At 68.3% G+C, this 20,882-nt stretch carries 19 protein-coding genes, 1 tRNA gene and 1 pseudogene; 9 read left to right on the top strand and 12 right to left on the bottom strand.

The features are described from left to right. Nucleotides 1-55: 55 nt before the first annotated feature. The 6 genes and pseudogenes from KHC24_RS24420 to rutR all read right to left on the bottom strand — a co-directional run bounded on the left by KHC24_RS24420 (nt 56) and on the right by rutR (nt 4,683). Complete coding sequence (locus KHC24_RS24420) at nt 56-976, bottom strand: DUF2493 domain-containing protein (protein WP_246547643.1); 921 nt, start codon at nt 974-976, stop codon at nt 56-58. Nucleotides 977-1,277: 301 nt separating this feature from the next. Then, nucleotides 1,278-1,822, bottom strand: a pseudogene (locus tag KHC24_RS24415) (toprim domain-containing protein); the annotation flags it as partial. 87 nt (nt 1,823-1,909) lie between these two features. Continuing rightward, nucleotides 1,910-1,984: transfer RNA gene (locus KHC24_RS24410), tRNA-Gly, on the bottom strand. Nucleotides 1,985-2,140: 156 nt separating this feature from the next. Further along, nucleotides 2,141-3,217 (bottom strand): threonine aldolase family protein, encoded by a 1,077-nt coding sequence (locus KHC24_RS24405; protein ID WP_271180543.1) that lies wholly within the window; start codon nt 3,215-3,217, stop codon nt 2,141-2,143. Between the two features lie 45 nt (nt 3,218-3,262). Further along, on the bottom strand, nt 3,263-3,901 hold the full coding sequence (locus KHC24_RS24400; protein WP_213366950.1) for a DsbA family protein: 639 nt from the start codon (nt 3,899-3,901) through the stop codon (nt 3,263-3,265). 62 nt (nt 3,902-3,963) lie between these two features. Continuing rightward, a complete protein-coding gene (gene rutR, locus KHC24_RS24395; RefSeq protein WP_246547640.1) occupies nt 3,964-4,683 on the bottom strand; it encodes an HTH-type transcriptional regulator RutR in 720 nt (239 codons plus the stop codon). Here rutR and KHC24_RS24390 point away from each other — a divergent pair. Beyond that, nucleotides 4,664-5,767 (top strand): esterase-like activity of phytase family protein, encoded by a 1,104-nt coding sequence (locus tag KHC24_RS24390; RefSeq protein WP_271180539.1) that lies wholly within the window; start codon nt 4,664-4,666, stop codon nt 5,765-5,767. The genes rutR and KHC24_RS24390 overlap by 20 nt on opposite strands. A gap of 80 nt (nt 5,768-5,847) precedes the next feature. Here the strand turns inward: KHC24_RS24390 and KHC24_RS24385 are convergent, their stop codons facing one another. Both KHC24_RS24385 and rpmB read right to left on the bottom strand, forming a co-directional pair. Continuing rightward, nucleotides 5,848-6,483: a queuosine precursor transporter gene (locus KHC24_RS24385; protein ID WP_213366946.1), complete on the bottom strand. Its 636-nt coding sequence runs from the start codon at nt 6,481-6,483 to the stop codon at nt 5,848-5,850. A 15-nt stretch (nt 6,484-6,498) separates the two neighbouring features. After that, the gene (rpmB, locus tag KHC24_RS24380; protein ID WP_213366944.1) at nt 6,499-6,795 is read right to left on the bottom strand and encodes a 50S ribosomal protein L28; all 297 of its coding nucleotides are present in this window, start codon (nt 6,793-6,795) and stop codon (nt 6,499-6,501) included. A 345-nt stretch (nt 6,796-7,140) separates the two neighbouring features. Between rpmB and KHC24_RS24375 the strand changes: the two genes are divergently transcribed. Then, nucleotides 7,141-8,055 (top strand): DUF3108 domain-containing protein, encoded by a 915-nt coding sequence (locus tag KHC24_RS24375; RefSeq protein ID WP_213366942.1) that lies wholly within the window; start codon nt 7,141-7,143, stop codon nt 8,053-8,055. 142 nt (nt 8,056-8,197) lie between these two features. On the opposite strand, the gene KHC24_RS24370 is transcribed toward KHC24_RS24375, so the two are convergent. Continuing rightward, nucleotides 8,198-8,776, bottom strand: coding sequence for a fasciclin domain-containing protein (locus tag KHC24_RS24370; protein WP_213366940.1), 579 nt, complete (start codon nt 8,774-8,776; stop codon nt 8,198-8,200). 74 nt (nt 8,777-8,850) lie between these two features. After that, entirely contained in the window at nt 8,851-9,348 is a 498-nt protein-coding gene (locus tag KHC24_RS24365) for a DUF4269 domain-containing protein (RefSeq protein ID WP_213366938.1), read from the bottom strand. Between the two features lie 131 nt (nt 9,349-9,479). On the opposite strand from KHC24_RS24365, the gene KHC24_RS24360 reads away from it, so the two are divergent. The 4 genes from KHC24_RS24360 (at nt 9,480) to KHC24_RS24345 (ending at nt 15,104) form a co-directional block, all read left to right on the top strand. Then, on the top strand, nt 9,480-13,073 hold the full coding sequence (locus tag KHC24_RS24360; RefSeq protein ID WP_213366936.1) for a helicase-related protein: 3,594 nt from the start codon (nt 9,480-9,482) through the stop codon (nt 13,071-13,073). An 11-nt stretch (nt 13,074-13,084) separates the two neighbouring features. Continuing rightward, nucleotides 13,085-13,390 carry an RNA-binding S4 domain-containing protein gene (locus tag KHC24_RS24355; RefSeq protein ID WP_213366934.1) on the top strand — a complete coding sequence of 102 codons (306 nt, stop codon included), beginning with the start codon at nt 13,085-13,087 and terminating at the stop codon, nt 13,388-13,390. A gap of 402 nt (nt 13,391-13,792) precedes the next feature. Then, the gene (fdxA, locus tag KHC24_RS24350; protein ID WP_213366932.1) at nt 13,793-14,128 is read left to right on the top strand and encodes a ferredoxin FdxA; all 336 of its coding nucleotides are present in this window, start codon (nt 13,793-13,795) and stop codon (nt 14,126-14,128) included. A gap of 382 nt (nt 14,129-14,510) precedes the next feature. Beyond that, entirely contained in the window at nt 14,511-15,104 is a 594-nt protein-coding gene (locus KHC24_RS24345) for a CarD family transcriptional regulator (protein ID WP_213366930.1), read from the top strand. 545 nt (nt 15,105-15,649) lie between these two features. On the opposite strand, the gene KHC24_RS24340 is transcribed toward KHC24_RS24345, so the two are convergent. Together KHC24_RS24340 and KHC24_RS24335 are read right to left on the bottom strand one after the other, a co-directional pair. Then, entirely contained in the window at nt 15,650-16,219 is a 570-nt protein-coding gene (locus tag KHC24_RS24340) for a cytochrome b (RefSeq protein ID WP_213366928.1), read from the bottom strand. Between the two features lie 24 nt (nt 16,220-16,243). After that, nucleotides 16,244-17,317: a catalase family peroxidase gene (locus tag KHC24_RS24335; protein WP_213366926.1), complete on the bottom strand. Its 1,074-nt coding sequence runs from the start codon at nt 17,315-17,317 to the stop codon at nt 16,244-16,246. A gap of 333 nt (nt 17,318-17,650) precedes the next feature. Here KHC24_RS24335 and KHC24_RS24330 point away from each other — a divergent pair, with 333 nt between their 5' ends. The 3 genes from KHC24_RS24330 to KHC24_RS24320 all read left to right on the top strand — a co-directional run bounded on the left by KHC24_RS24330 (nt 17,651) and on the right by KHC24_RS24320 (nt 20,863). Beyond that, nucleotides 17,651-18,817 carry a transporter substrate-binding domain-containing protein gene (locus KHC24_RS24330; RefSeq protein ID WP_213366924.1) on the top strand — a complete coding sequence of 389 codons (1,167 nt, stop codon included), beginning with the start codon at nt 17,651-17,653 and terminating at the stop codon, nt 18,815-18,817. Between the two features lie 3 nt (nt 18,818-18,820). Continuing rightward, nucleotides 18,821-19,468 carry an ANTAR domain-containing response regulator gene (locus KHC24_RS24325; protein WP_213366922.1) on the top strand — a complete coding sequence of 216 codons (648 nt, stop codon included), beginning with the start codon at nt 18,821-18,823 and terminating at the stop codon, nt 19,466-19,468. Nucleotides 19,469-19,822: 354 nt separating this feature from the next. Next, nucleotides 19,823-20,863 (top strand): aliphatic amidase, encoded by a 1,041-nt coding sequence (locus tag KHC24_RS24320; protein WP_213366920.1) that lies wholly within the window; start codon nt 19,823-19,825, stop codon nt 20,861-20,863. Nucleotides 20,864-20,882 lie beyond the last annotated feature (19 nt).

Raw genomic sequence — 20,882 nt, 5'->3', positions numbered from 1 at the left:
GATAGGCCCATCGGCGTACGTTGCCGGCTCATGATCGGCAGAAGGCTGACGGCGCTCACGCGTCGCCGAACCTCCAGACCGGAATGCCGAGCTTCCTCGCCTTGTCCCCGAGATTCTGCTGGATGCCGGTGCCGGGGAAGACCATGACCCCAATCGGCAGCACTGCGAGCATCTGGTCGTTGCGCTTGAAGGGGGCGGCGCGACCGTGTCTCGCCCAGTCGGGAGCGAAGCCGATCTGTGGCACCTTGCGGGTGTCCGCCCAACGGGCGGCGATCTTTTCGGCGCCCTTCGGCGACTTGCCGTGCATCAGCACCATGTCCAGGTGCTTGGCGTGCACCTTGTCGAGCGCATCCCAGATAAGGCGGTGATCGTTGAAGTCGAGCCCGCCGGAGAAGGCTACCTTCGGCCCTGGCGGCAGAAGCACCTCCTGCTCAGCGCGCTTCCTCGCCATCAGGAAGTCGCGGCTGTCGATCATCGCCGCGGTCATGGCCTTGTGGTTGACCATCGACCCCGAGCGCGGACGCCAGGGCGCGCCAGCGTAGCGTTCATAATGGTCGGCGGCCTCGTCGCGCATCAGTTCGAAGCCGTCGCGGCGCTCGATCAGGGTCTGCCCTTCGGCGATGAGGCGCTCAAGTTCGACGGATTTGACTTCGCTGCCGTCCTGCTCTTGCTGCGAGCGGCGCTGCATCTGCTCGTTGTCGTCGAGTTCGCGCTCGATGCGGCCGGTGGCACGGTGGAAGACATTGGCCATTGACCAGAGCAGGTCGTCGAGGTCGGGCTCGAAGCGGGTGTCACCCAGGCTCATGATCAGGCCGCTGAAGATATGGGCGACGATGCCGGCGACCGCGATGGCCTCGGGCAGCGGACGCGGGTCGGGCTCGTCCCGGAACGGCCGGTAGCCATAGAGCTGGAGTTCGGTGAGGACATGGTCGGTCGGGGACGAGGCGTGATGCGGTTCGTCGTCGTGCTCGCTCATGGAAGGCTCCGTCGGTTGGACCGCGACCCTCGCGGCCTTCATGGCGGCGGAAGCCCATGGGCGGGCGGGCCTGGCAGCCCTCGCGCTCGCGCGGGGGCCTTGATGGCCAAGGCCGGTGATTTTGTTTCGCGATGGAACGCGCGGGCTTTCCCGCGCGCTGGAAAATCGTTGGCCGCCGCCATTGCCGGGCCGGCCGGCTTATGGGCTTCCGCCGCCATGAAGGCCGAGGCGCGGTCCTCTTCGGCGGTGGGATGCGTCCGCGCGAGCACGGCGGCGAATGCCGTCCGCTTCCTCCTTCGGACTATGCCGCCAACGCCATGAAGCGGGCGACGTCCTAGGGGCGACCTGCACACGCGCCAGCGTCCGGAGCGAATCGACGCCGAGCCGCCGGAGATCCTCGTTGAAGTCGCCGAGCCGGGGTGCGAGGACAATCGCCTCGATGCCGACCGCATTTGCGCGTCCGATCAGGCTGTCCCGGGCATTGTTCCCGGCCGGATCGTTGTCGCGGACGATGTAGAGCCGGCGCAGTGTGTCCGGAAACCGTATGGCGGCGAGGTGAGCCGCCGAGCGCGCCGCCAGCATCGGCATGTCGGGCAGAACCTGACGGAGCGACAGGACAGTCTCGATACCTTCGCAGGCCGCCATGACACCGCTGCCTAGGCCGAAGCGCACCGCGTTGCTGAGAAGGTCGCCCATGGCCCGCCGCGGCGTATCGATCGGTGCCTTGTCGCGGTGCCGCGGATCTGGCCAGGTGCGGTGCGCGCCGGTGACCTTCCCGCCCAGATCGGTGACCACGGCGATCATCGCCGGCCAGGTTTCAGTCGGTGCGTGCTCGTCGGGACGAAAGTCGTGGTTCGTCAAGTATATAATCGCCAAACAAAAAGGCCGCCCAAGGGCGACCATCCTGTATCATCTTGATTTTCTTCATAAAACTGGAGCGGGCGATGGGATTCGAACCCACGACCCCAACCTTGGCAAGGTTGTGCTCTACCCCTGAGCTACACCCGCACCGCTCCTGTCGAACCCGCTGGCAGCGCCGCGGTCCGAACGGGCGCCTCTATGCCCCATGCCGAGCCGGATTGCAACGCCCTTTGTCACGGTTTCACGAAGCCTGTGGAAATGTCGGCGCCCAGCAGGCGCGATCCGAAGGCGCTCGCACCCGCCTCAACTCCGCCCGGCAATCGGCCCCATACCGAAGCTTCGCGCGGCGGAGACAAACAAATCGATATCCGTCACCGCCGTCGCGAAGGAGGTGACCAGCCGCACCACGTTCGGCGCCCAGCGGTCGGCATAGAAATAAAAGCCTGCCTCCAGCAACGCCGCCGCCATGCCCTCGGGCAGCTTGCAGAACAGGATATTGGCCTGCGCGCCCTCCTGCACCTCCACGCCCTCGATGCCGGCCAGCCCCCGCCCCAGCCGGGCTGCCATGGCATTGGCATGGCGGGCATTGGCAAGCCACAGATCGTCGGCGAGATAGGCCTCCATCTGCGCGGCGAGAAAGCGCATCTTGGAGGTGAGGTGGCCGCCACGCTTGCGCCGCAGCGCCAGCTCATGGCCCCGTTCCGGAGCGAAGGACAGCACCGCCTCCACTCCCATGGCGCCATTCTTGGTCGCGCCGAAGGAGAGCAGATCCACCCCCGCCTTCCAGCTCATCTCCGCCGGCGAAACGTCGAGCGCCGCCACCGCATTGGCGAAGCGCGAACCGTCCATGTGCAGCGCAAGTCCGGATTCGCGACAGATGGCGCCAAGCGTCGCGACCTCGTCCGGCGTATAAAGCGTGCCGAGCTCGGTCGCCTGAGTGATGCTGACGCAAGCGGGCTGGACGGAATGCACATCGCCCCTTCCCGCGCGCGACCTCAGCCGCAGGGTGTCAGGATCGATCTTGGCGAGCGGCCCCTCCACCGGCACCAGCTTGGCGCCGCCGGTGAAGAACTCCGGAGCGCCGCATTCGTCGTTCTCGATATGGCTCAGCGGGTGGCAGAGCACGGCACCCCAGGGCGGCGTCGCCGCGGCGAGGCACAGCGTATTGGCGGCCGTGCCGGTGGAGACCAGCAGCACCGAGACTTCATGCTCGAACAGTTCGGCGAAGCGGCGCTCCAGCCGCGCGCTCACCTCGTCAGCGCCATAGGATCGTGCCGGGCCATCGTTGCAGTGGGCAAGCGCCTCCAATATCTGCGGCGACACGCCGGCCATGTTGTCGCTGCCGAAAGCCGGCATGCGGTTGCGCCCAGAGAGTGAAATGGTCACGGCAACTTCCTTTCCATGCCTGGTCGACGCACTGGACGCCTATCGCTCCGCCGCCCGGCGGCGGGCGTCCGCGACCACATCCACGAAGCCCTGATAATCCAGCGCCGCGGCGACCTTGTAGGGACCGACGAGATAGACCGGCGTGCCGGGCAGTTGCAGCGCCACCGCCTGCTCGTTGTTGCGCTTCAGCAGTCCGGCGATCGGTTCGACATGCTTTTCCACATCTGCATTCAGCCGGGCCAGGTCGAGGCCGGCACGCTTCAGCGCCTTGGCCATGCCGTCCTCGTTCATGGAACGGCTCTGCAATCCCATAAGAGCGTGATGCGCGGGCTCGTAGCGGTTCTGGTACTTGGCGGCGACAGCGAGGCGAGCGGCCGTCACCGACGATTTGTGCAGGATAGGCCAGTCCTTGTAGACGAGGCGGATCTTGCCGTCGGTCTTGAGCAGCTTGGCCAATGCCGGCGCCGAGCCTTTGCAATAGCCGCAATTATAGTCGAAGAACGCGACGATGGTGACGTCGCCGGCCGGATTGCCACCGACCGGCGCCGCCGGATCGAACAGCAGCGCCTCAACATCCAGCGCCGGCGCCGCCGGCGCCTCCTCGCCCACCAGCGGTGCCGCGAGCACCGCGCCGAGCGAGACGCCCATGGCGGAGCGCAGGAAGGTGCGACGGTGCATCGGACATCTCCAAGAGGCGCGCAACCGGCACACAACGGGCGCGGACAAGGCGGCGATAGCCGCTAAGGGATTGGGCGGAAACGAATTCCTTCAAGAATGATACGGCTGACATTCTCGGCTGCCGCATTGGCAAAAGCCTCGTCGTCGAGGCCGGTGCCGAGCAGCGCGTCGATCTGGCCGGCGAAGTCGGCATAATGCTGCGTCGTCGCCCAGATGGCAAAGATGAGGTGGTGCGGATCGACCGGGGCGAGCTTGCCGGCCGCCGTCCAGCCACGGATCATCGCCGCCTTGGCGTCGACCAGCTGCTTGAGCGAGGTCTCCAGCTCGCGCTTCAACAGCGGCGCGCCCTGCACGATCTCGAGACAGAACAGGCGCGAGGCGGCGGGCTGGGTGCGGGAGAACAGGATCTTGCGGCGGATATACTCGCCGATGGCGACCACGGGATCGGCGTCCGGCTCGATGGCGCGCAGCGGCGCCAGCCATTCGTCGAGCAGGCGGCTCAGCACCGCGACGTAAATTTCCTCTTTGGATGCAAAGTAATAGAAGAGGTTGGTCTTGGAGACGCCGGCATCCTCGGCGATCTGCTCCACCGTGGTGCCGTGCAGGCCGGCGCGGGAGAACAGGCCGAGGGCGGCATCGAGCATGGCGGTGCGCTTGGCCTCGATCTGCTTGAGCCGGCGCGGGGTTTTCGGGTGCGCGGAACGCTGGCCGGGCCGGGATTTGGGCGTCGCGGGCGACGCCCCCTTGCCGGGTGGATCCCGCGTGACCGCGCTGCGTGCCAACGACCGATGCTCCCTTTTCATGCCCCAGACTGACATGACATGGAAATCAACGGCGTCGCAATATGAAGCTGGATCCCGGGTTTCGGAGTTGACGATGATCGATGTCAGGTCATTGACTTTAATCGGCTTTTTATCCATTTGGACATTTGCCGCGACGGCTCAGACGATTCCGGTCGAGGTGCGGGCGACGCCGATCGAGGCCTTCGACGCCAGCGGACGGATACGGATCGGCGCGGTGGAATTTCGCGGCGGCCTGGCGCTGACTTCGCCGGACGGAAATTTTGGCGGCCTGTCCGGCATGGCGCTCGACGCGACCGGAGACAAGCTTATCGCCTTGACGGACAAGGGTTATTGGCTCTCCGCCACCCTTACCAGCAGGGATGGCCGACCGGCGGGTCTCGCGAATGTGCGCATGGCCCCGCTGATGGCGACGGATGGGCGAAACCTGGATTCCCGGGGGCTGGGCGACAGCGAATCGCTGGCCGTCACCGGCGAGGGCGTGGTGGTCGGCATCGAGCGGCGCCACGAAATCTGGCGGTTCCCCGGCCCGGACCCGCTGGCCTCCAAGGGGAAACAGCTCATATCCTTCAAGGGGATAGCCGATCTTGGCTTCAATGAGGGTATCGAGGCGCTCGCCGCCCCTCCCGCCGGCAAGCCGGCGGCGCTGATCGCCATTGCCGAACAGGATCCGAAGGACCCGAGCCTCCTGCCCGGCTTCCTGTTCTCCCCACTCGACAAGCCGGTGCTGGTCGGGCGCTTTGCCATTGAAAGAATTGACGAATTCAGCGCCACCGACATGTCCGTCGGCCCGGACGGCAAGGTCTATCTGCTGGAACGGCGCTATGATCCGCTGCGCGGCGTCGCCATGCGAATCCGCCGGTTCGAGCTTGCGCAACTGGTTGATGGCGCTCGGCTTTCCGGGGATGTCCTGATGGAAGCCCACCGGGCTGCCGCCATCGACAACATGGAGGCGCTGGCGGTGACGCGGGACGCGGCGGGGGAGATCGTCCTCACCGTGCTCTCCGACGACAATTTCTCGCCGCTGCAGCGGACCGTGCTGCTGCGCTTCGCCGTCGTCCAGTGAGGATGATGAGGTGTACGATCAGGCCGATCGGCGACTGAAAATGGCCGGTGCGACCGGATCAGGCCGAGCTCAGGCCCGATTCAGGCCGACGTGCCGGACATCGGCGTCGAATTCGGCGCCGCCCACGGCTTCATCCGGCCCATCAGCGCGCCATAGGGCACCAGGGCGACCAGCGCGCAGCCGAGCTTCACCAGGAAGTCGAAATAGGCGAGGCCCACCCACAGCGGCACGGTGATGCCGGTCGAGGCATAGGTGACGGGGAAGGACATGTCGGCATCCCCCGCAAAGGCGAGGGAGAAGAACAGCACCGTGTCGAGCGCCGAGCCGAGCAGGCTGCCGGCAAGCGGCGCCTGCCACCAGCTCATGCGGCGCAGGCGGTTGAAGACGGTGATGTCGAGGAGCTGGCCGACCAGGAAGGCGCTGCCGGAGGCGAGCGCGATGCGCGGGGTGGCGAGCCACACCGACAGCAGCACCGCGAGGGCGAAGCCGGCATAGACGACGCGACGCGTCACCGCCGGGCCGAAGCGCCGGTTGGTCAGGTCATTGACGAGAAAGGCGAGCGGATAAGTGAAGGCGCCCCAGGTGAGCGCCTCCTCAAGACCGAACAGCCGGACGGGATATTGGACGGCCACGTTCGATGCCGCCACCACCGCCATCATGGCGGCAATGGGCAGCACCAGCGCGCGCAGCGAAACCCGCGTTCCGGCGATCAGCATCGGCTCAGGTCCGGATCACGCCGCCGCGACTTCGACCGAGGCCTTCTGCACCGCGCGCTTCAGCTCGACGGCCTTCTGCGACAGCTCCTCGGCACGGGCCTTGAGGAGGAACGCATCGAGACCGCCGCGATGATCGACGGTCCGCAGGGCATTGGCGCTCACGCGCAGCTTCACCGACCGCTTCAGCACGTCGCTGGTGAGCGTGACATTCACCAGGTTCGGCAGATAACGCCGACGGGTCTTGCGGTTGGAGTGGCTCACGAGATTGCCGGTCAGAACCGCCTTCCCGGTAAGTTCGCACCGACGAGACATCGTGGAATTCCTTAATGTTCGCAGCTACCGCGCGCCGGACCCGAATATCGAGCCTTGCGTTCTTGCAGGCAGCATCCGTGAAAGAGTGCGCTCCTATAGGCAAGCGGCCCGCGCGCGTCAAGGCTCAAGACACAGCCATGACAACGCCAGGCCGCGACGGCCGCCGCCGGCAGGTCACATGATCATGTATCATGGCTAGCCCGCGCGCGTCTCGCGCACAGGTGATGCCCCCGTAGCGAAAACGTCACAGTTCCGCCGGCTTCGACCGCCATCGGGAATCATAATAGACTGATTCCCCATTGTGATTCACCGCCCATGTCCCGCGGCGGCCGGAGCCTGTCCGTCATGTCGCGTCCCTTGTCGCGCCTGTTGCCGTCCCACCTGCCGCGCCTGCCGTCGCCTTCGCGCCTGCCGCGTTCGCTGGCGACCGCCGGCGGCGCCGCTGGCATTCTGGCCGGCATTCTGGCGGGCGCGCCCCCCGCTTTTGCCGACGGCAAGCTGGAGGCCCGCTACAAGCTGTCGCTCGCCGGACTGGAACTCGGCCGCGCCGCCTTCCTGCTGGAGGTGGATGACGGCTCCTATACCGCCTCCGGCAGCGCCCGGCTTACCGGCGTGGTGCAGGCGGTGTCCTCCGGCAAGGGATCGGCGGGCGCGCGCGGCGCCGTGCAGCGTGACGGCCTGATGCCGCGCTCCTTCGCCATGGAGGCGGAGACCGACAGGAAGGCCGAGGCGATCCGCCTGTCGCTGGCCGGCGGCAACGTCACCGACACCAAGGTGGAGCCGCCGGTGCCCGCCGCCGCCGACCGCGTGCCGGTATCCGACAAGGACAAGCGCGGCGTGCTCGACCCGATGACGGCGGCGCTGTTCCTGGCGCCCGGCTCGGGCGACCTGATGGCGCCGAAGAACTGCGAGCGGCTGCTGCCGATCTATGACGGGCGCCAGCGCTACGATCTCGACCTCAGCTTCGAGCGCGTCGACCAGGTGAAGGCGGAGAAGGGCTATGCCGGCCCGGCGCTGGTGTGCCGCATCTCCTACAAGCCGGTGGCGGGGCACCGCGCCAACCGCACCAGCGTGAAATACATGACGCGGAACAAGGACATGTATGTCTGGCTGGCCCCGGTGGCCGGCACCCGCGTGCTCGCCCCGTTCCGCGCCTCGGTGGCGACCGCCATCGGGGTGGCGCAGATCGAGGCGGTCTCCTTCCAGACCGAGCCGATGGTCCCCAAGGGCGGCACGCCGTCGAGGGCGGCGGCGCCGTAGCGTACCGCCCCCGACCGCAAGACAGGCACCAACCGCGACACCGCCTTGCCGCCACCGCCGGGCGCCCAGACAAAAGGCCGCCTTGGAGCGGCCCTCGCCTGTGCCGGGTGACGATCGTCACGTCATCGGCGTTCGGGACACGTCAGGACTTCGGCATCAGCACGGTGTCGATCACATGCACGACGCCGTTGGCCTGCAGCACGTCCGGGGTCTCGATGGCGGCAACATGGCCGGCCTTGTCGACCACCACCCATTTGCCCATCTTCTCCTCGACCACCAGCGTCTGGCCCTCGACGGTCTTCAGCGTCGCCTTGCCGCCATGCTTCATCGCCTGGGCCTTGAGGTCGGCGGCGGTCAGCCGGCCCGGCACGACGTGATAGGTGAGGATCTCGGTCAGCCGCTGCTTCATGCCCGGCTCGACCAGCTTGTCCACGGTGCCGGCCGGCAGCTTGGAAAACGCGGCATTGGTCGGGGCGAACACGGTGAAGGGGCCATCGCCATTGAGCGTGTCGACCAGCCCGGCCGCCTTCACCGCGGCGACCAGCGTGGTCAGGTTCTTCGCCTTCGAGGCATTGGCGGGTATCCGCGCATCGGACATCATCGGCGCGCCGCCGACCATCACCGTGGTCGCGGCGAGCGCGGGAACCGCGATCAGGAAGCCGGCGGCCGCCGCCGAAACGGCGAACTTGCGGAAGGCGAGCGGCGTTGTTGTGCGGGACATGGGACGTCTCCATTGCTGCATGCTCTCGGCATGACGCAACCTGTACGAACCCGCCCGGCGGGCAGCTCAACCGATCATCCATTCGTGATGCGGCATGTCCCCAAGCCATCCGGAAGCTGGCCCGCACCGCTGAAGCCGGCCGCCGCCAGCGCCCGGTCGAGCGCCGCGTCGCAGCCGCCGAGTTCCAGCAACGCGGCATAGGGATCGCCGGCGAGGCCGAGCGCCGCCGCGAAGGCCGGCTCGGTCTTCATGCCTGCCCGCCGGCGCGCCATTACCGCCCTGCGCAACTCTTCGCCGCCGCGCGCCAGCAGGCGCTGCTCGACGCGGAAATGCTGCCAGCCGGCCTGCTCCGCCACCGGACGCGGCGCGGCGAACACCTCGAACGGCCAGCCGGCGGCGGTGAAGCAGGCGACGACCGGGCGGTCGCCGGCGCGCCACCGCCACAGCAGGAATTGTTGCCGATCGCCGAAATGATCCCACATGAGGCGGGCGACGGCGTCCGGATCGGGCGCGCGGCAGACGATATCGATGTCGCTGCCGCCGAGATCGAGGCCGGGCGGCGGCGTGCTCATGCGGGTTCCCCGCCGTCTCGTCCGGCGTCCTCTGCCTCGCCCGTCGGCGCGATTCGCCGATGGCGCGGTCCCTATGCTAGAACGGCCACCCTTCCGGTTCGATGGAACGGTCGCCTGGTGAACGCTACCTTATGAACATTGCCGCCCCGCCGGACATCGCCCGCGCCGCCAATGCCGCCTCCCTCGCCCCGCTGCCGCCGCGCATGCGCGCGCGCGGCGTCACCGCCGTGCTGGGACCGACCAATACCGGCAAGACCCATCTCGCCATCGAGCGCATGCTCGGCCACTCCTCCGGGCTGATCGGCCTGCCGCTGCGGCTGCTGGCCCGCGAGGTGTATCAGCGCCTCGTCGAGCGGGCCGGCGCCGACCAGGTGGCGCTGGTGACCGGCGAGGAGCGCATCAAGCCGCCGCATGCCCGCTACTGGGTGGCGACGGTGGAGGCGATGCCGCGCGACCTCGACGTCGCCTTCGTCGCGCTGGACGAAATCCAGATCGCCGCCGATCTCGACCGCGGCCACGTCTTCACCGACCGGCTGCTCAACCGACGCGGCCGCGAGGAGACGCTGCTGCTCGGGGCCGCCACCATGCGGCCGCTGATCGAGAAGCTGATCCCCGGCGCGAACATTTTGGTGCGCCCGCGGCTGTCGCAGCTCACCTTTGCCGGCGAGAAGAAGATCACCCGGCTGCCGCGCCGCTCGGCCATCGTCGCCTTCTCCGCCGACGAGGTCTACGCCATCGCCGAGCTGGTGCGCCGCCAGCGCGGCGGCGCGGCGGTGGTGCTGGGCGCGCTGTCGCCGCGCACCCGCAACGCGCAAGTAGCCTTATACCAGAACGGCGATGTGGATTACCTGATCGCCACCGACGCCATCGGCATGGGGCTGAATCTCGACGTCGACCATGTCGCCTTCGCCGGCGACGTGAAATTCGACGGCTGGCAGTTCCGCCGGCTCAATCCCGGCGAGCTCGCCCAGATCGCCGGCCGCGCCGGGCGGGCGCAGCGCGACGGCACCTTCGGCACCACCGGGCGCTGCTCGCCCTTCGATGCCGAACTGGTCGAGCGGCTGGAGAGCCACGCCTTCGATGCCCATCGCGTGCTGCAATGGCGCAACACCGCCTTGGATTTCGCCTCGATCCAGAGCCTGCAACGCTCGCTCGCCGAGCCGCCGCGCGAGGAAGGGCTGACCCGCGCGCCCACCGCCGACGATGTCGAGGTGCTGGAGGCGATGGCCCGCGACGAGGAGGTACGGCGCTTCGCCACCACCCGCGCGGGGGTGGAGCGGCTATGGGAAGCCTGCGGGCTGCCGGACTACCGCAAGGTGTCGCCGGGCGCGCATCGCGAGCTGGTCGGCACCGTCTATGACTACCTGATGCGCGAAGGAAAGCTCTCGACGGACTGGTTCGCCAAACAAGTGGCCTTGGCGGACCGGACGGAAGGTGACATAGACACGCTGTCGGGACGCATCGCGCAGATCCGCACCTGGACCTTCGCGGCCAACCGTCCCGACTGGCTCGACGACCCGGAGCACTGGCAGGGGATAACACGGCGTGTGGAGGACCGACTCTCCGACGCGCTTCACGAAAGGCTGGCAAACCGTTTCGTCGACCGACGGACGAGCGTCCTGATGCGGCGCCTGCGGGAAAACGCAATGCTCGATACAGAAATCACCAAGACCGGCGACGTCGTCGTGGAAGGCCATGTGATCGGCCATCTGCTCGGATTCCAATTCGCGGCGGACGCCTCCGCCGGCGGTCCGGAGGCGAAAGCCTTGCGCACCACCGCCCAGAAAGCGCTGGCCGGCGAGATCGAGGCGCGTGCCACGCGGCTCTCGGAGGCCGGCGACGATGCCTTCGTGCTCTCTGCCGACGGCACGCTGCGCTGGATCGGCGACCCCATCGCCAAGCTGATCCCCGGCGAGGAGGTGCTGGCCCCACGCCTCAAGATCATCGCCGACGAGCATCTGACCGGCGCCGCCCGCGACGCGGTGCAGGCCCGCATCGAGCTGTGGCTGAAGGCGCATACCGAGAAGCTGCTCGGGCCGCTGCTGGCGCTCGGCCGCGCCGAGGACGTCACCGGCATCGCCCGCGGCATCGCCTTCCAGCTGGTCGAATCGCTCGGCGTGCTGGAACGGCAGAAGGTTGCCGAAGAAATGAAGACGCTGCCGCAGGAGCAGCGGGCGGTGCTGCGCGGCCATGGGGTGCGCTTCGGGGCGCACCACATCTACCTGCCGGCACTGCTGAAGCCGGCGCCGCGCGCGCTCGCCGCCCAGTTCTGGGCGCTGAAGCATGGCGGCCTGCAGCAGAAGGGGCTCGACGAGCTGCCGCATCTGGCCGCCTCCGGGCGCACCTCGATCACGGTGGACCCGGAGATCCAGAAGGGCCTCTACCGCGCCGTCGGCTTCCGCGTCGCCGGCGAGCGGGCGGTGCGCGTCGACATTCTCGAGCGCCTCGCCGACCTGATCCGTCCGGCGCTGGCCTGGCGCCCCGGCGCCTCCGGCGAGAAGCCGGCCGGCGCCTTCGACGGCAACGGCTTCACCGCCACAGTGGCCATGACCTCGCTGGCGGGCTGCGCCGGCGAGGACTTCGCCTCGATCCTGCGCTCGCTCGGCTACCGCATGGAGCGCCGCCCGGCGCCGGTGGAGCCGGCGGCCGCGGAGCCGATCGCGGCGACGCCTTCTTCGGAGGTCGTCGCCATCGAGGCCACGACGGCCGAGGCCGCGACGAGCGAAACCGCGACGATCGAGAGCGCGGCGAGCACCGAGGTTCCGGTCGGCACCGACGTCGCCTTCGACCAAACGGTCGAGCCGGCGCTGGAGCCGGAAGCCGCCGCGCAGTCCGCCGCCGAGCGGGCGGAGATCGCCGCCGAGGCGACGACCGAAACGCCGGCAGCCGATGTCACCGCTGTCAGCGGCGAAGTGTTCACCGACCCGGTGTTCGACCAGACGGTGGAACCGGCGCTGGAAGCCGTGGCGGAAGCGCCGGCGGGCGAGAGCGCGGGCGACGTTGTGGCCGCCTCCGGAGACGGAACCGTCGTAGACGTTGCCGTCGAGGACGCTGCCGCTGGAGACGCCACCGCCGAGGCAGCTGTCGCCGACGCCGAGGTCATCTCCACTGACACCGTCGTTGCCGAAGCCGTCGCTGCCGAGGCCGTGGTTGCCGACGCCGTGGTTGCCGACGCCGCTCCGGCGGAGCCGGCGATGATCGAGGTGTGGCGGCCCGGCCGTCCGCCGGGCCAGCCGCATCACCGTGGCAGCCCGCGCGGCGGCCAGCGTGGCGCACCGCGCCAGGGCGAGGGCGCCGAGGGCGGCCGCCGCTTCGAGCGCGGGCAGCCGCGTGACGGCCAATCCCGCGAGGGACAGCCGCGCGAGGGACAGCCCCGCGATTCGCAGCCGCGCCCCGAGGGCGAGGCCGCGCGCGAGAATGGCCGGCGCGACGACAACCGTCGCGACGACCGCCGTCCGCGTCCCGAGCGCGGCGAGCGGCCGGATCGCGGCCCCCGCCCGGAGCGCGGCGAGCGCACCGGCGGCACGCGGGAGGAACGTGGCGACCGCCGGGGCGGCGAGCGGCGCAACGAGTTCCGCGACGGGCCGCGCCACGATCAGCGCCCGGATCATCGCGCGCCGCGCAACGAGCCGCCGCGCCGCGACAAGCCGGTCGACCCGGATTCGCCCTTCGCCAAGCTGCTGGCGCTGAAGGCGAAGATGGAAGCCGAGAAGGACGGGAAGTAGGAGGCGCCTGCTTGGCCGGCGAGCGACATCGTCTCGACGTCTGGCTGTGGCACGCGCGCTGCGTGCGCACCCGCAGCGCCGCGGCCGAGCTGGTTCGCGCCGGCCATGTGCGGCTGAACGGCACGCGGGTCGGCGCGCCGGCGCAGGCGGTCCGGCTCGGCGACGTGCTGACCGTCGCGCTCGCCGGCCGGGTGCGGTTGCTCAAGGTGATCGGATTTTCCGAGCGCCGGGGGGATGCGCAGGCCGCGCGGGCCACCTATCTGGACATCAGCACGCCGTCGCAGGCGGGCGACGATGCCGAGCGGAGCGCCGGTTAGCTTCTCGCTCGGGCCATTTCGACGTTTCTGGCCCTTCGAGGCTCGGGGTTGTTTCGAGGCTCACGGCTGTTTCGAGCCGCAGGCGGGGCGGAATTCGCGAACGGCCGTGCGTCGTTCAAACCGGCCGACGTCCAGCCCTGCCATTTACGCAGGTCTGCTACTCGTGCAGGTCTGGTCGTCGCGGCCGGCAGATATGCGGCGGGCTTCGCCGCCGATGTCCGGTTGCGCGGCGGCAGGCGGTGCGCTAGAGCGCTCCTCGGCCGGATGCGATATCCCGCCGAAACGCTCTCGGTTCGATGATCGGGAGCATGTTCTCCTCGCAAAAGGCATTTCGGTTTTTGCGGAACATGCGCTAGGTAAGGGCCGCGGGTAAATCACGCGTCCCGCACGGAGATAGGATAAATGCCCTACGTCGTGACGGACAATTGCATCAAGTGCAAGTACACCGACTGCGTCTCGGTGTGCCCCGTCGACTGTTTCTACGAGGGCGAGAACTTCCTGGTCATCCACCCCGACGAATGCATCGACTGCGGCGTGTGCGAGCCGGAATGCCCGGCCGAGGCGATCAAGCCCGACACCGAGCCGGGGCTGGAGAAGTGGCTGACGCTGAACGCGGAATACGCCAAGGTGTGGCCCAACATCACCGAGCGCCGCGACCCGCTGCCGGAGGCGAAGGAATGGGATGGTGTAGCCGACAAGCTACAGTATCTCTCGCCGGAACCCGCTAAGCAGGACTGACGGAGCGGCGTGCGTCGCGCACGCCCCGACAGACCGCCGGACGCCTGTACCCCGCGCGCGACATCGAGGTCGCACGCGCGCTGCGTTGCGGCAGTGTTTTGATTCTGTGCGAAATTGTGCTATAACCTCTTTCGAGCAGTCGATTGGGTTTGCCATGGCGCAACGCTCCGGATTTGGAGCGCCCTCCCCGGAATTGATGAAGGGTTCGGTCTGACACGCCTTCGCGCGCGTGCCGGAGATACCCGATTTTCCGTTTTCGGCTGATGGTACGGCATCGGTATCCACCGGTGCCGGGTGTGTCTTATGCCCGGAGCGATCCGGGACGGCAAGCCGGCCGAGGTGGTCGGGTGCCGAAGAACAGAGACCCAGGAGCAGGCTCAGCATGTCGACGAAGAAGCCGTCCACCAACGTCCGTCAGGGGTTCAAGACGGGCGAGCATATCGTCTATCCGTCGCATGGCGTCGGGCGCATCACGTCGATCGAAGAGCAGGAAGTGGCGGGCTTCAAGCTCGAACTTTTCGTCATCCATTTCGAAAAAGACAAGATGACGCTCCGTGTCCCGGTGCCGAAGATCGCGTCGGTGGGCATGCGCAAGCTTTCCGAGCCGGCGGTGATGAAGAAGGCCCTGGAGACGCTTAAGGGCCGCGCCCGGGTGAAGCGCACCATGTGGAGCCGCCGCGCCCAGGAATATGAAGCCAAGATCAATTCCGGCGATATCGTCGCCATTTCCGAAGTGGTCCGCGATCTCTATCGCTCCGACGCGCAGCCCGAGCAGTCCTACAGCGAGCGCCAGCTCTACGAGGCGGCGCTCGACCGCATGGCCCGCGAGCTGGCGGCGGTGGAGAACCTGACCGAGACCGAGGCGATCAAGTCGATCGAAGCCAACCTCCAGAAGGGTCCGCGCCGGCTCGGCAAGGGCGAGGAGGCCGAGGTCGAGGAGGCTGACGACGCCGACACCGAGGAAGCCGCCGCCTGAGCGCTGGCGCTTTTTGACGACACGGGAAGCCCGGCCTCGCGCCGGGCTTTTCTTTTGTGCCGTGGCGATGGCGGGAATGGGCGGCGGGTGAGCCAGGCGAGTGTGGCTTTCGAGGCGCGGGCCGCAGCGATGTCGTGCCGGGCTTCGCCGGCGGCCGGATCGGCTTGGCGGCTTTTCGCGTTGCGCGACCTCGGTGCCGGCCCCCGCGGTGGACCGACAAACCCGCGGAGCCTTGCCGGCACGGGATTACGCCGACCCGCCGCGGCGATGCCGGGCGTGGTTCAATGGCAGCGCCATGACCCGGCGCCTCCCGGTACGGCGGCGCCCCGAGGGGGATCATCCCCACCGCCTTGGTGCGGCGCCGAATCGTAGAAGCACGAAACCGCCGGCAATCCTCGGACGGCTCAGCCCTTAGGCAGGGCGGCGGGACGTACTGAGGCACGACGCCCACCCGGTCCGGCATGATTCCTTCGCACCGGAGCGGCGCCTCACTGACCGGCTGACCGGCCCGCTATCCGCCCACCGCCGCAACCGCAGGCGCCCGGTCATTCGGCCGGCGTGGTCTCCGGGCGCGTACCGGCGGGAAGCGGCGACATGCTCTCGAACACGCCGTCGCGGCGGATGAGCGCGTGGAACAGCCCCGCCGCCAGATGCATCAGGATCAGCGCGAAGAAGGCGAAGGCGAGATACACATGCGCCTGCCACAGCAGCGCGTGCAGCTGATCACTCTGCGGCAGGATCGCCGGCAGGCGGATGCCGCCATAGAGCACCACCGGGTAGGCGCCGGCCGACAGCATCGCCCAGCCGATCAGCGGCATGCCGATCATCAGCGCATAGAGGCCGTAATGCGAGAGATGCGCGGCGAGCTTCATCGGCGCCGGCATCGAGGCCGGCAGCGGCGGCGAACCATAGATGAAGCGCACCGCCAGCCGGAACAGCGCCAGCACCAATATGGCGATGCCGAGCGTCTTGTGGGTCTCCACCAGCGGCAGGTATTTCGGCGCCACGGTGGACACCATGCCGACGCCGATGAACAGCATGGCGAGGATGCCGATCGCCATCAGCCAGTGCAGCGCGCGCTGGAGGACGGTGAAATGCGCGGAATCGGAGCTCATCGGATCACCGTTCATGACTGCTTGTCAGGGCTGCTTGGCTTGCGGGGCGGCACCGGCCGGCGCCTGGTAGGGATAGTCCTTCCACTCGGCGGTGCGCAGATTGTAGGAGCGCGCATAGGCGGCGGAGCGGGCGGCCGGGAACGGATCGTCGGAGACGCTTATGCCGTCCGGCAGCAAAGTCGGGTCGAAATTGATGTCGCGGCAAGGGCCGTCGCGCTCGTCCTCGACCTTCTCGACCACCAGCGTGCCGGCCTCCACCGTGCGTCGCCCCTCCGGCCAGGCCTTGCTGGGATCGGCGGTGGGGTCGCCCGGCTCGGCAACGGTGAGCACCAGCGTCCAGCGCTGCGGCGCGCCCGCCACCCGCTCGGCGATCTCGGTTTCCAGATGATCCGGGCCGAGCTTGGCGAAATCGTCCTTACTCAGCGGCTGAGGCTGCGCTTCAGGCTTATACGACCACCGCACCGCATGGGCGGCCCCGGCAGCATCGGTGAAGATGAAGGCGTTGAGGCTGTTGAACTGGTCCTCGGCATAGCTCGCCATATAGGGCGCGCTGCCGGCCCAGGCACCGAAGGCGGGCAATTCCGGATGGGCGGCGACGAAATTCTTCATCGCGTCCGGCTGCTTGCTGTGGCCGGCTTCGAGCAGCGCATAGAACGCGTCGGGCGTCGCGACCGGGAAGAAGGGCGGATCGATCATCGCCGCCCGCCACACCTGCCCGCCCGCCGTGATCTGCAGCCCGAGACCGCGCACCCGTACGGTGGCGTCCGGCGCGCTCGGGTCCGGCGTACCGAGATTGAAGCGGCCGACCACCGGATAGTCGCCGACCGCGAGCATCGGCGCGCGGGACAGCGCCGCGCCCTGGCCGTTCGACCGGAACACGCCGGTGAAGCAGATGCCCTTGGCATGGTTGCGCCGGTGGCCGAGCGCCGGCCCGCCCGGCGGCGCCAGCGCGGCGACCAGCTTCGGCGGCGTGAGACGCTCCGGCGACAGGAAGCCGCCGGTATAGGCGAATGCCCCGGCGCCGACGGCGACGACACCGGCAATGAGGACAAGCGAGCCGATCGCCGCACGGGAGGTCGGTCGAGGCGACTGAGCCATGAGATAGCTTCCGATGTTCGGCCCACCCGGAAGGCCCGGCGCAGGCGAGACGGCCCAAGGTAGAGCCATTCTAGGCTGCCCTGCCGCTCCCGACTTGTCCATTCGCTCCTTCGCTTGCCGGATCGCACGCCGGCGGCGTGAGGAACGGGCGCGCAGGAAATCGGGCAGCGGGACCGCCTCCGCCGCGCCACCAAGGGGTTGCGAGGGCCGGGGCACCGCGCTAGCCTTCTGGCGTCGGCCTTGCATCAGTGCGGATGCGGGGACTGGCACGAGCGTTGGAGCTCTCGTCCGCGACACCCGCGGCGGGGGCTTTTTTTGTGAGGATGGCCGGCAATGTCGCATGACGACTGGGACCACAGCCCGCTGCCGATCGGCATCCTGTTCTCGCACACCGGCGTGACCTCGGCGGTGGAGCGCACCCAGCTGAGCGCCACCCGGCTCGCCATCGCCGAGATCAATGCCGCCGGCGGCGTCGCCGGGCGCGAACTGGTCGGCATTGGCGGGAATTGCGAGGCCGATCCCAAGGTGTTCCGCCGCGAGGCGACGCGGCTGGTCGAGGAAGAGGGCGTGCGCCTGCTGTTCGGCTGCTACATGTCGAGCACCCGCAAGGCGGTATTGCCGGTGGTGGAAGCGCGCGGGGCGCTGCTGTTCTACCCCACCCTCTATGAGGGCTTCGACTATTCGCCGAACTGCATCTACACCGGCGCGGTGCCGAACCAGAACTCGCAGCCGCTGGTGCGCTACCTGATGCAGCACTATGGCCCGCGCATGCTGCTGGTCGGCTCCAACTACATCTACCCCTACGAATCCAACCGCATCTTCTCCGATCTCGTCACCGCGGCCGGCGGGCGCATTCTCGACGAGATCTATGTGCCGCTCGACCCGAAGCCGGAGGATTTCGAGCGCGTGCTGCGCAAGATCGCCCGGCTGGAGCCGGATGCGGTGTTCTCCACCATCGTCGGCTCGGGCACGGCGCAGTTCTATGAGGGCTATCGCCGCGCCGGCTTCGACGCCGGGCGCCGGCCGATCGCCAGCCTGACCACCAGCGAGGCGGAGGTGGCGGAGATGCCGGCGGAGGCGGCGCAGGGGCACCTGACCGCCGCGCCGTATTTCCAGAGCCTCGACACCCCGCGCAACCGCGCCTTCCTCGCCGCCTGGCGCCAGCATGTCGGGCTGGAGGTGCCGGTCACCGCCGCGGCGGAAGCCGCCTATTTCCAGGTGCATCTCGCGGCACGCGCGGTGGCGCAGGCGCGCTCGACCGCCCGCGACGCGGTGGTGGAGGCGCTCGGCCAGGTGCAGTTCGAGGCGCCGCAGGGGCTGGTCGCCATCGACCCGGCCAACAACCATTGCTTCCTGTGGCCGAAAGTGGCGAAGCTCGATGCCCGTGCCCGCTTCGAGGTGGTGTGGGACCCGCGCCGGCGCATCACCCCGGATCCCTATTTCGCCTCCTCGACCCTCGACGACTGGTCGCTCGGGGCGCAGCCGGCGGGGATCGGCTGAGCCATGGCCATGCCGCCGCTCAAGAGCCTGAAGGGGCTTCCGGTCCTCGTCGTCCACCCGGCCGATGCCGACGGGCGCATGCTGACCGAGCATCTGCGCCGCATCGGCTGCCACGCCGAGGCGACCTGGCCGATCCCGCGCGACATCCCGGCCAATGTGGCGGTGGTGTTCCTCTCCGTCGACCACGAATACCGCGCCGACATCCTCAAGCTGTGCAAGAACATCGACGGCATCCCGCCGGCGATCATCGCCATCGTCGACTATGAGAACCCCTCGACGCTGGAGATCCTGTTCGACATCGGCGTGCTGGCGGCGATGGACCGGCCGATCCGCCCGTTCGGCGTGCTCACCAACCTCCTGCTGGCGCGCGGGCTGTGGCAGGAGCGGCTCGACGGCGCCAAGCGCCTCGCCAAGCTGGAGCGCCGGCTCTCCTCGATGCAGCGCATCCAGAAGGCCAAGGCGATATTGATGGCGCTCCACGGCATCGGCGAGGAGGCTGCCTATGAGACCATCCGCCAGCAGGCGATGGGCAAGCGCATCTCCATGGACGAGATCGCCACCTCGATCATCAATGCCAACGAGCTGCTGAACGCCGGCGAACTATTGAAGGCGAAGGAGCCGATGCCGGCGCCGCAGCCCTTGCGGAAGTAACTCTGTAGAATCCGTCTTTGAGGAGCAGCCTTGCATTTGCCGGGGAAGGATGTTTAGCTTGTTGGGCTCGATTTCGAGCATGCCGCTTTTGTCGGCAAGTGGGAACGGACAGTGCTGTCCTCCCGCTTTGGCTAGGTAGCCCGGTCCGCCCCGCGAGGGGTTGCCGGGCTTTTTTGTTTTTCCGGGTCCGACAGGGCTGTCGACCCGTTGCCATCCTGCTTCCGCGGCGCCCGCCGCCGCATTGACGCGCCGCGCTCGCGCCGGTTGCGGCCGCTCGCCTGCGCCGCGGTGTACCCGCCTTTGCCCCCAACCCGACCGCGGCCCCACACGGGCCGCCTTCCACGGAGGAACGCCATGCAACACGGAGACATCACCTCAAGCCGGGATTCGGTCGGCGTCGCGGTGGTCAACTACAAGATGCCGCGCCTGCACACCAAGGCCGAGGTGCTGGCCAATGCCCGCAAGATCGCCGAGATGCTGATCGGCATGAAGCAGGGCCTGCCCGGCATGGACCTGGTGATCTTCCCGGAATACTCCACCCACGGCATCATGTACGATCCCAAGGAGATGTACGCGACCGCCGCCACCGTGCCCGGCGAGGAGACCGAGATCTTCGCCGAGGCCTGCCGCACCGCCGGCGTGTGGGGGGTGTTCTCGCTCACCGGCGAGCAGCATGAGGAGCACCCGAACAAGGCGCCCTACAACACGCTGATCCTGATGAACGACAAGGGCGAGATCGTGCAGAAATACCGCAAGATCATGCCCTGGGTGCCGATCGAGGGCTGGTATCCCGGCGACTGCACCTATGTCTCGGAAGGCCCCAAGGGGCTGAAGATCAGCCTGATCATCTGCGACGACGGCAATTATCCCGAGATCTGGCGCGATTGCGCCATGAAGGGCGCCGAGTTGATCGTGCGCTGCCAGGGCTACATGTATCCGGCCAAGGAGCAGCAGATCCTGATGGCCAAGGCGATGGCCTGGGCCAATAATGTCTATGTCGCGGTGGCCAACGCCGCCGGCTTCGACGGCGTCTACACCTATTTCGGCCATTCGGCGGTGGTGGGCTTCGACGGGCGCACGCTGGGCGAATGCGGCACCGAGGAGATGGGCATCCAGTTCGCCCAGCTCTCCGTGCCGCTGATCCGCGAGGCGCGCAGCAAGGGCCAGGCGCAGAACCACCTCTACAAGCTGCTGCACCGCGGCTACACCGGCATGATCAATTCCGGCGACGACCCGCGCGGCAGCTGCGCGCTGCCGTTCCAGTTCTACAGGCAGTGGGCCGACGATCCGGAGGGCACCCGCGACAGGGTGGAGGCGATCACCCGCGCCGCGCCGGGGGTGGAGGATTGCCCGATCGAGGGCATCCCGACCAAGCTCGCCGCCGGGCATCGCTGAGCCGGCGCGCTTCCGCAGC

The organism is Ancylobacter defluvii (assembly GCF_018390605.1).
Taxonomy (GTDB): domain Bacteria; phylum Pseudomonadota; class Alphaproteobacteria; order Rhizobiales; family Xanthobacteraceae; genus Ancylobacter; species Ancylobacter defluvii.
The sequence above is the reverse complement of the archived record's forward strand: the minus strand, read 5'-3'. Positions and strand labels throughout refer to the sequence as shown.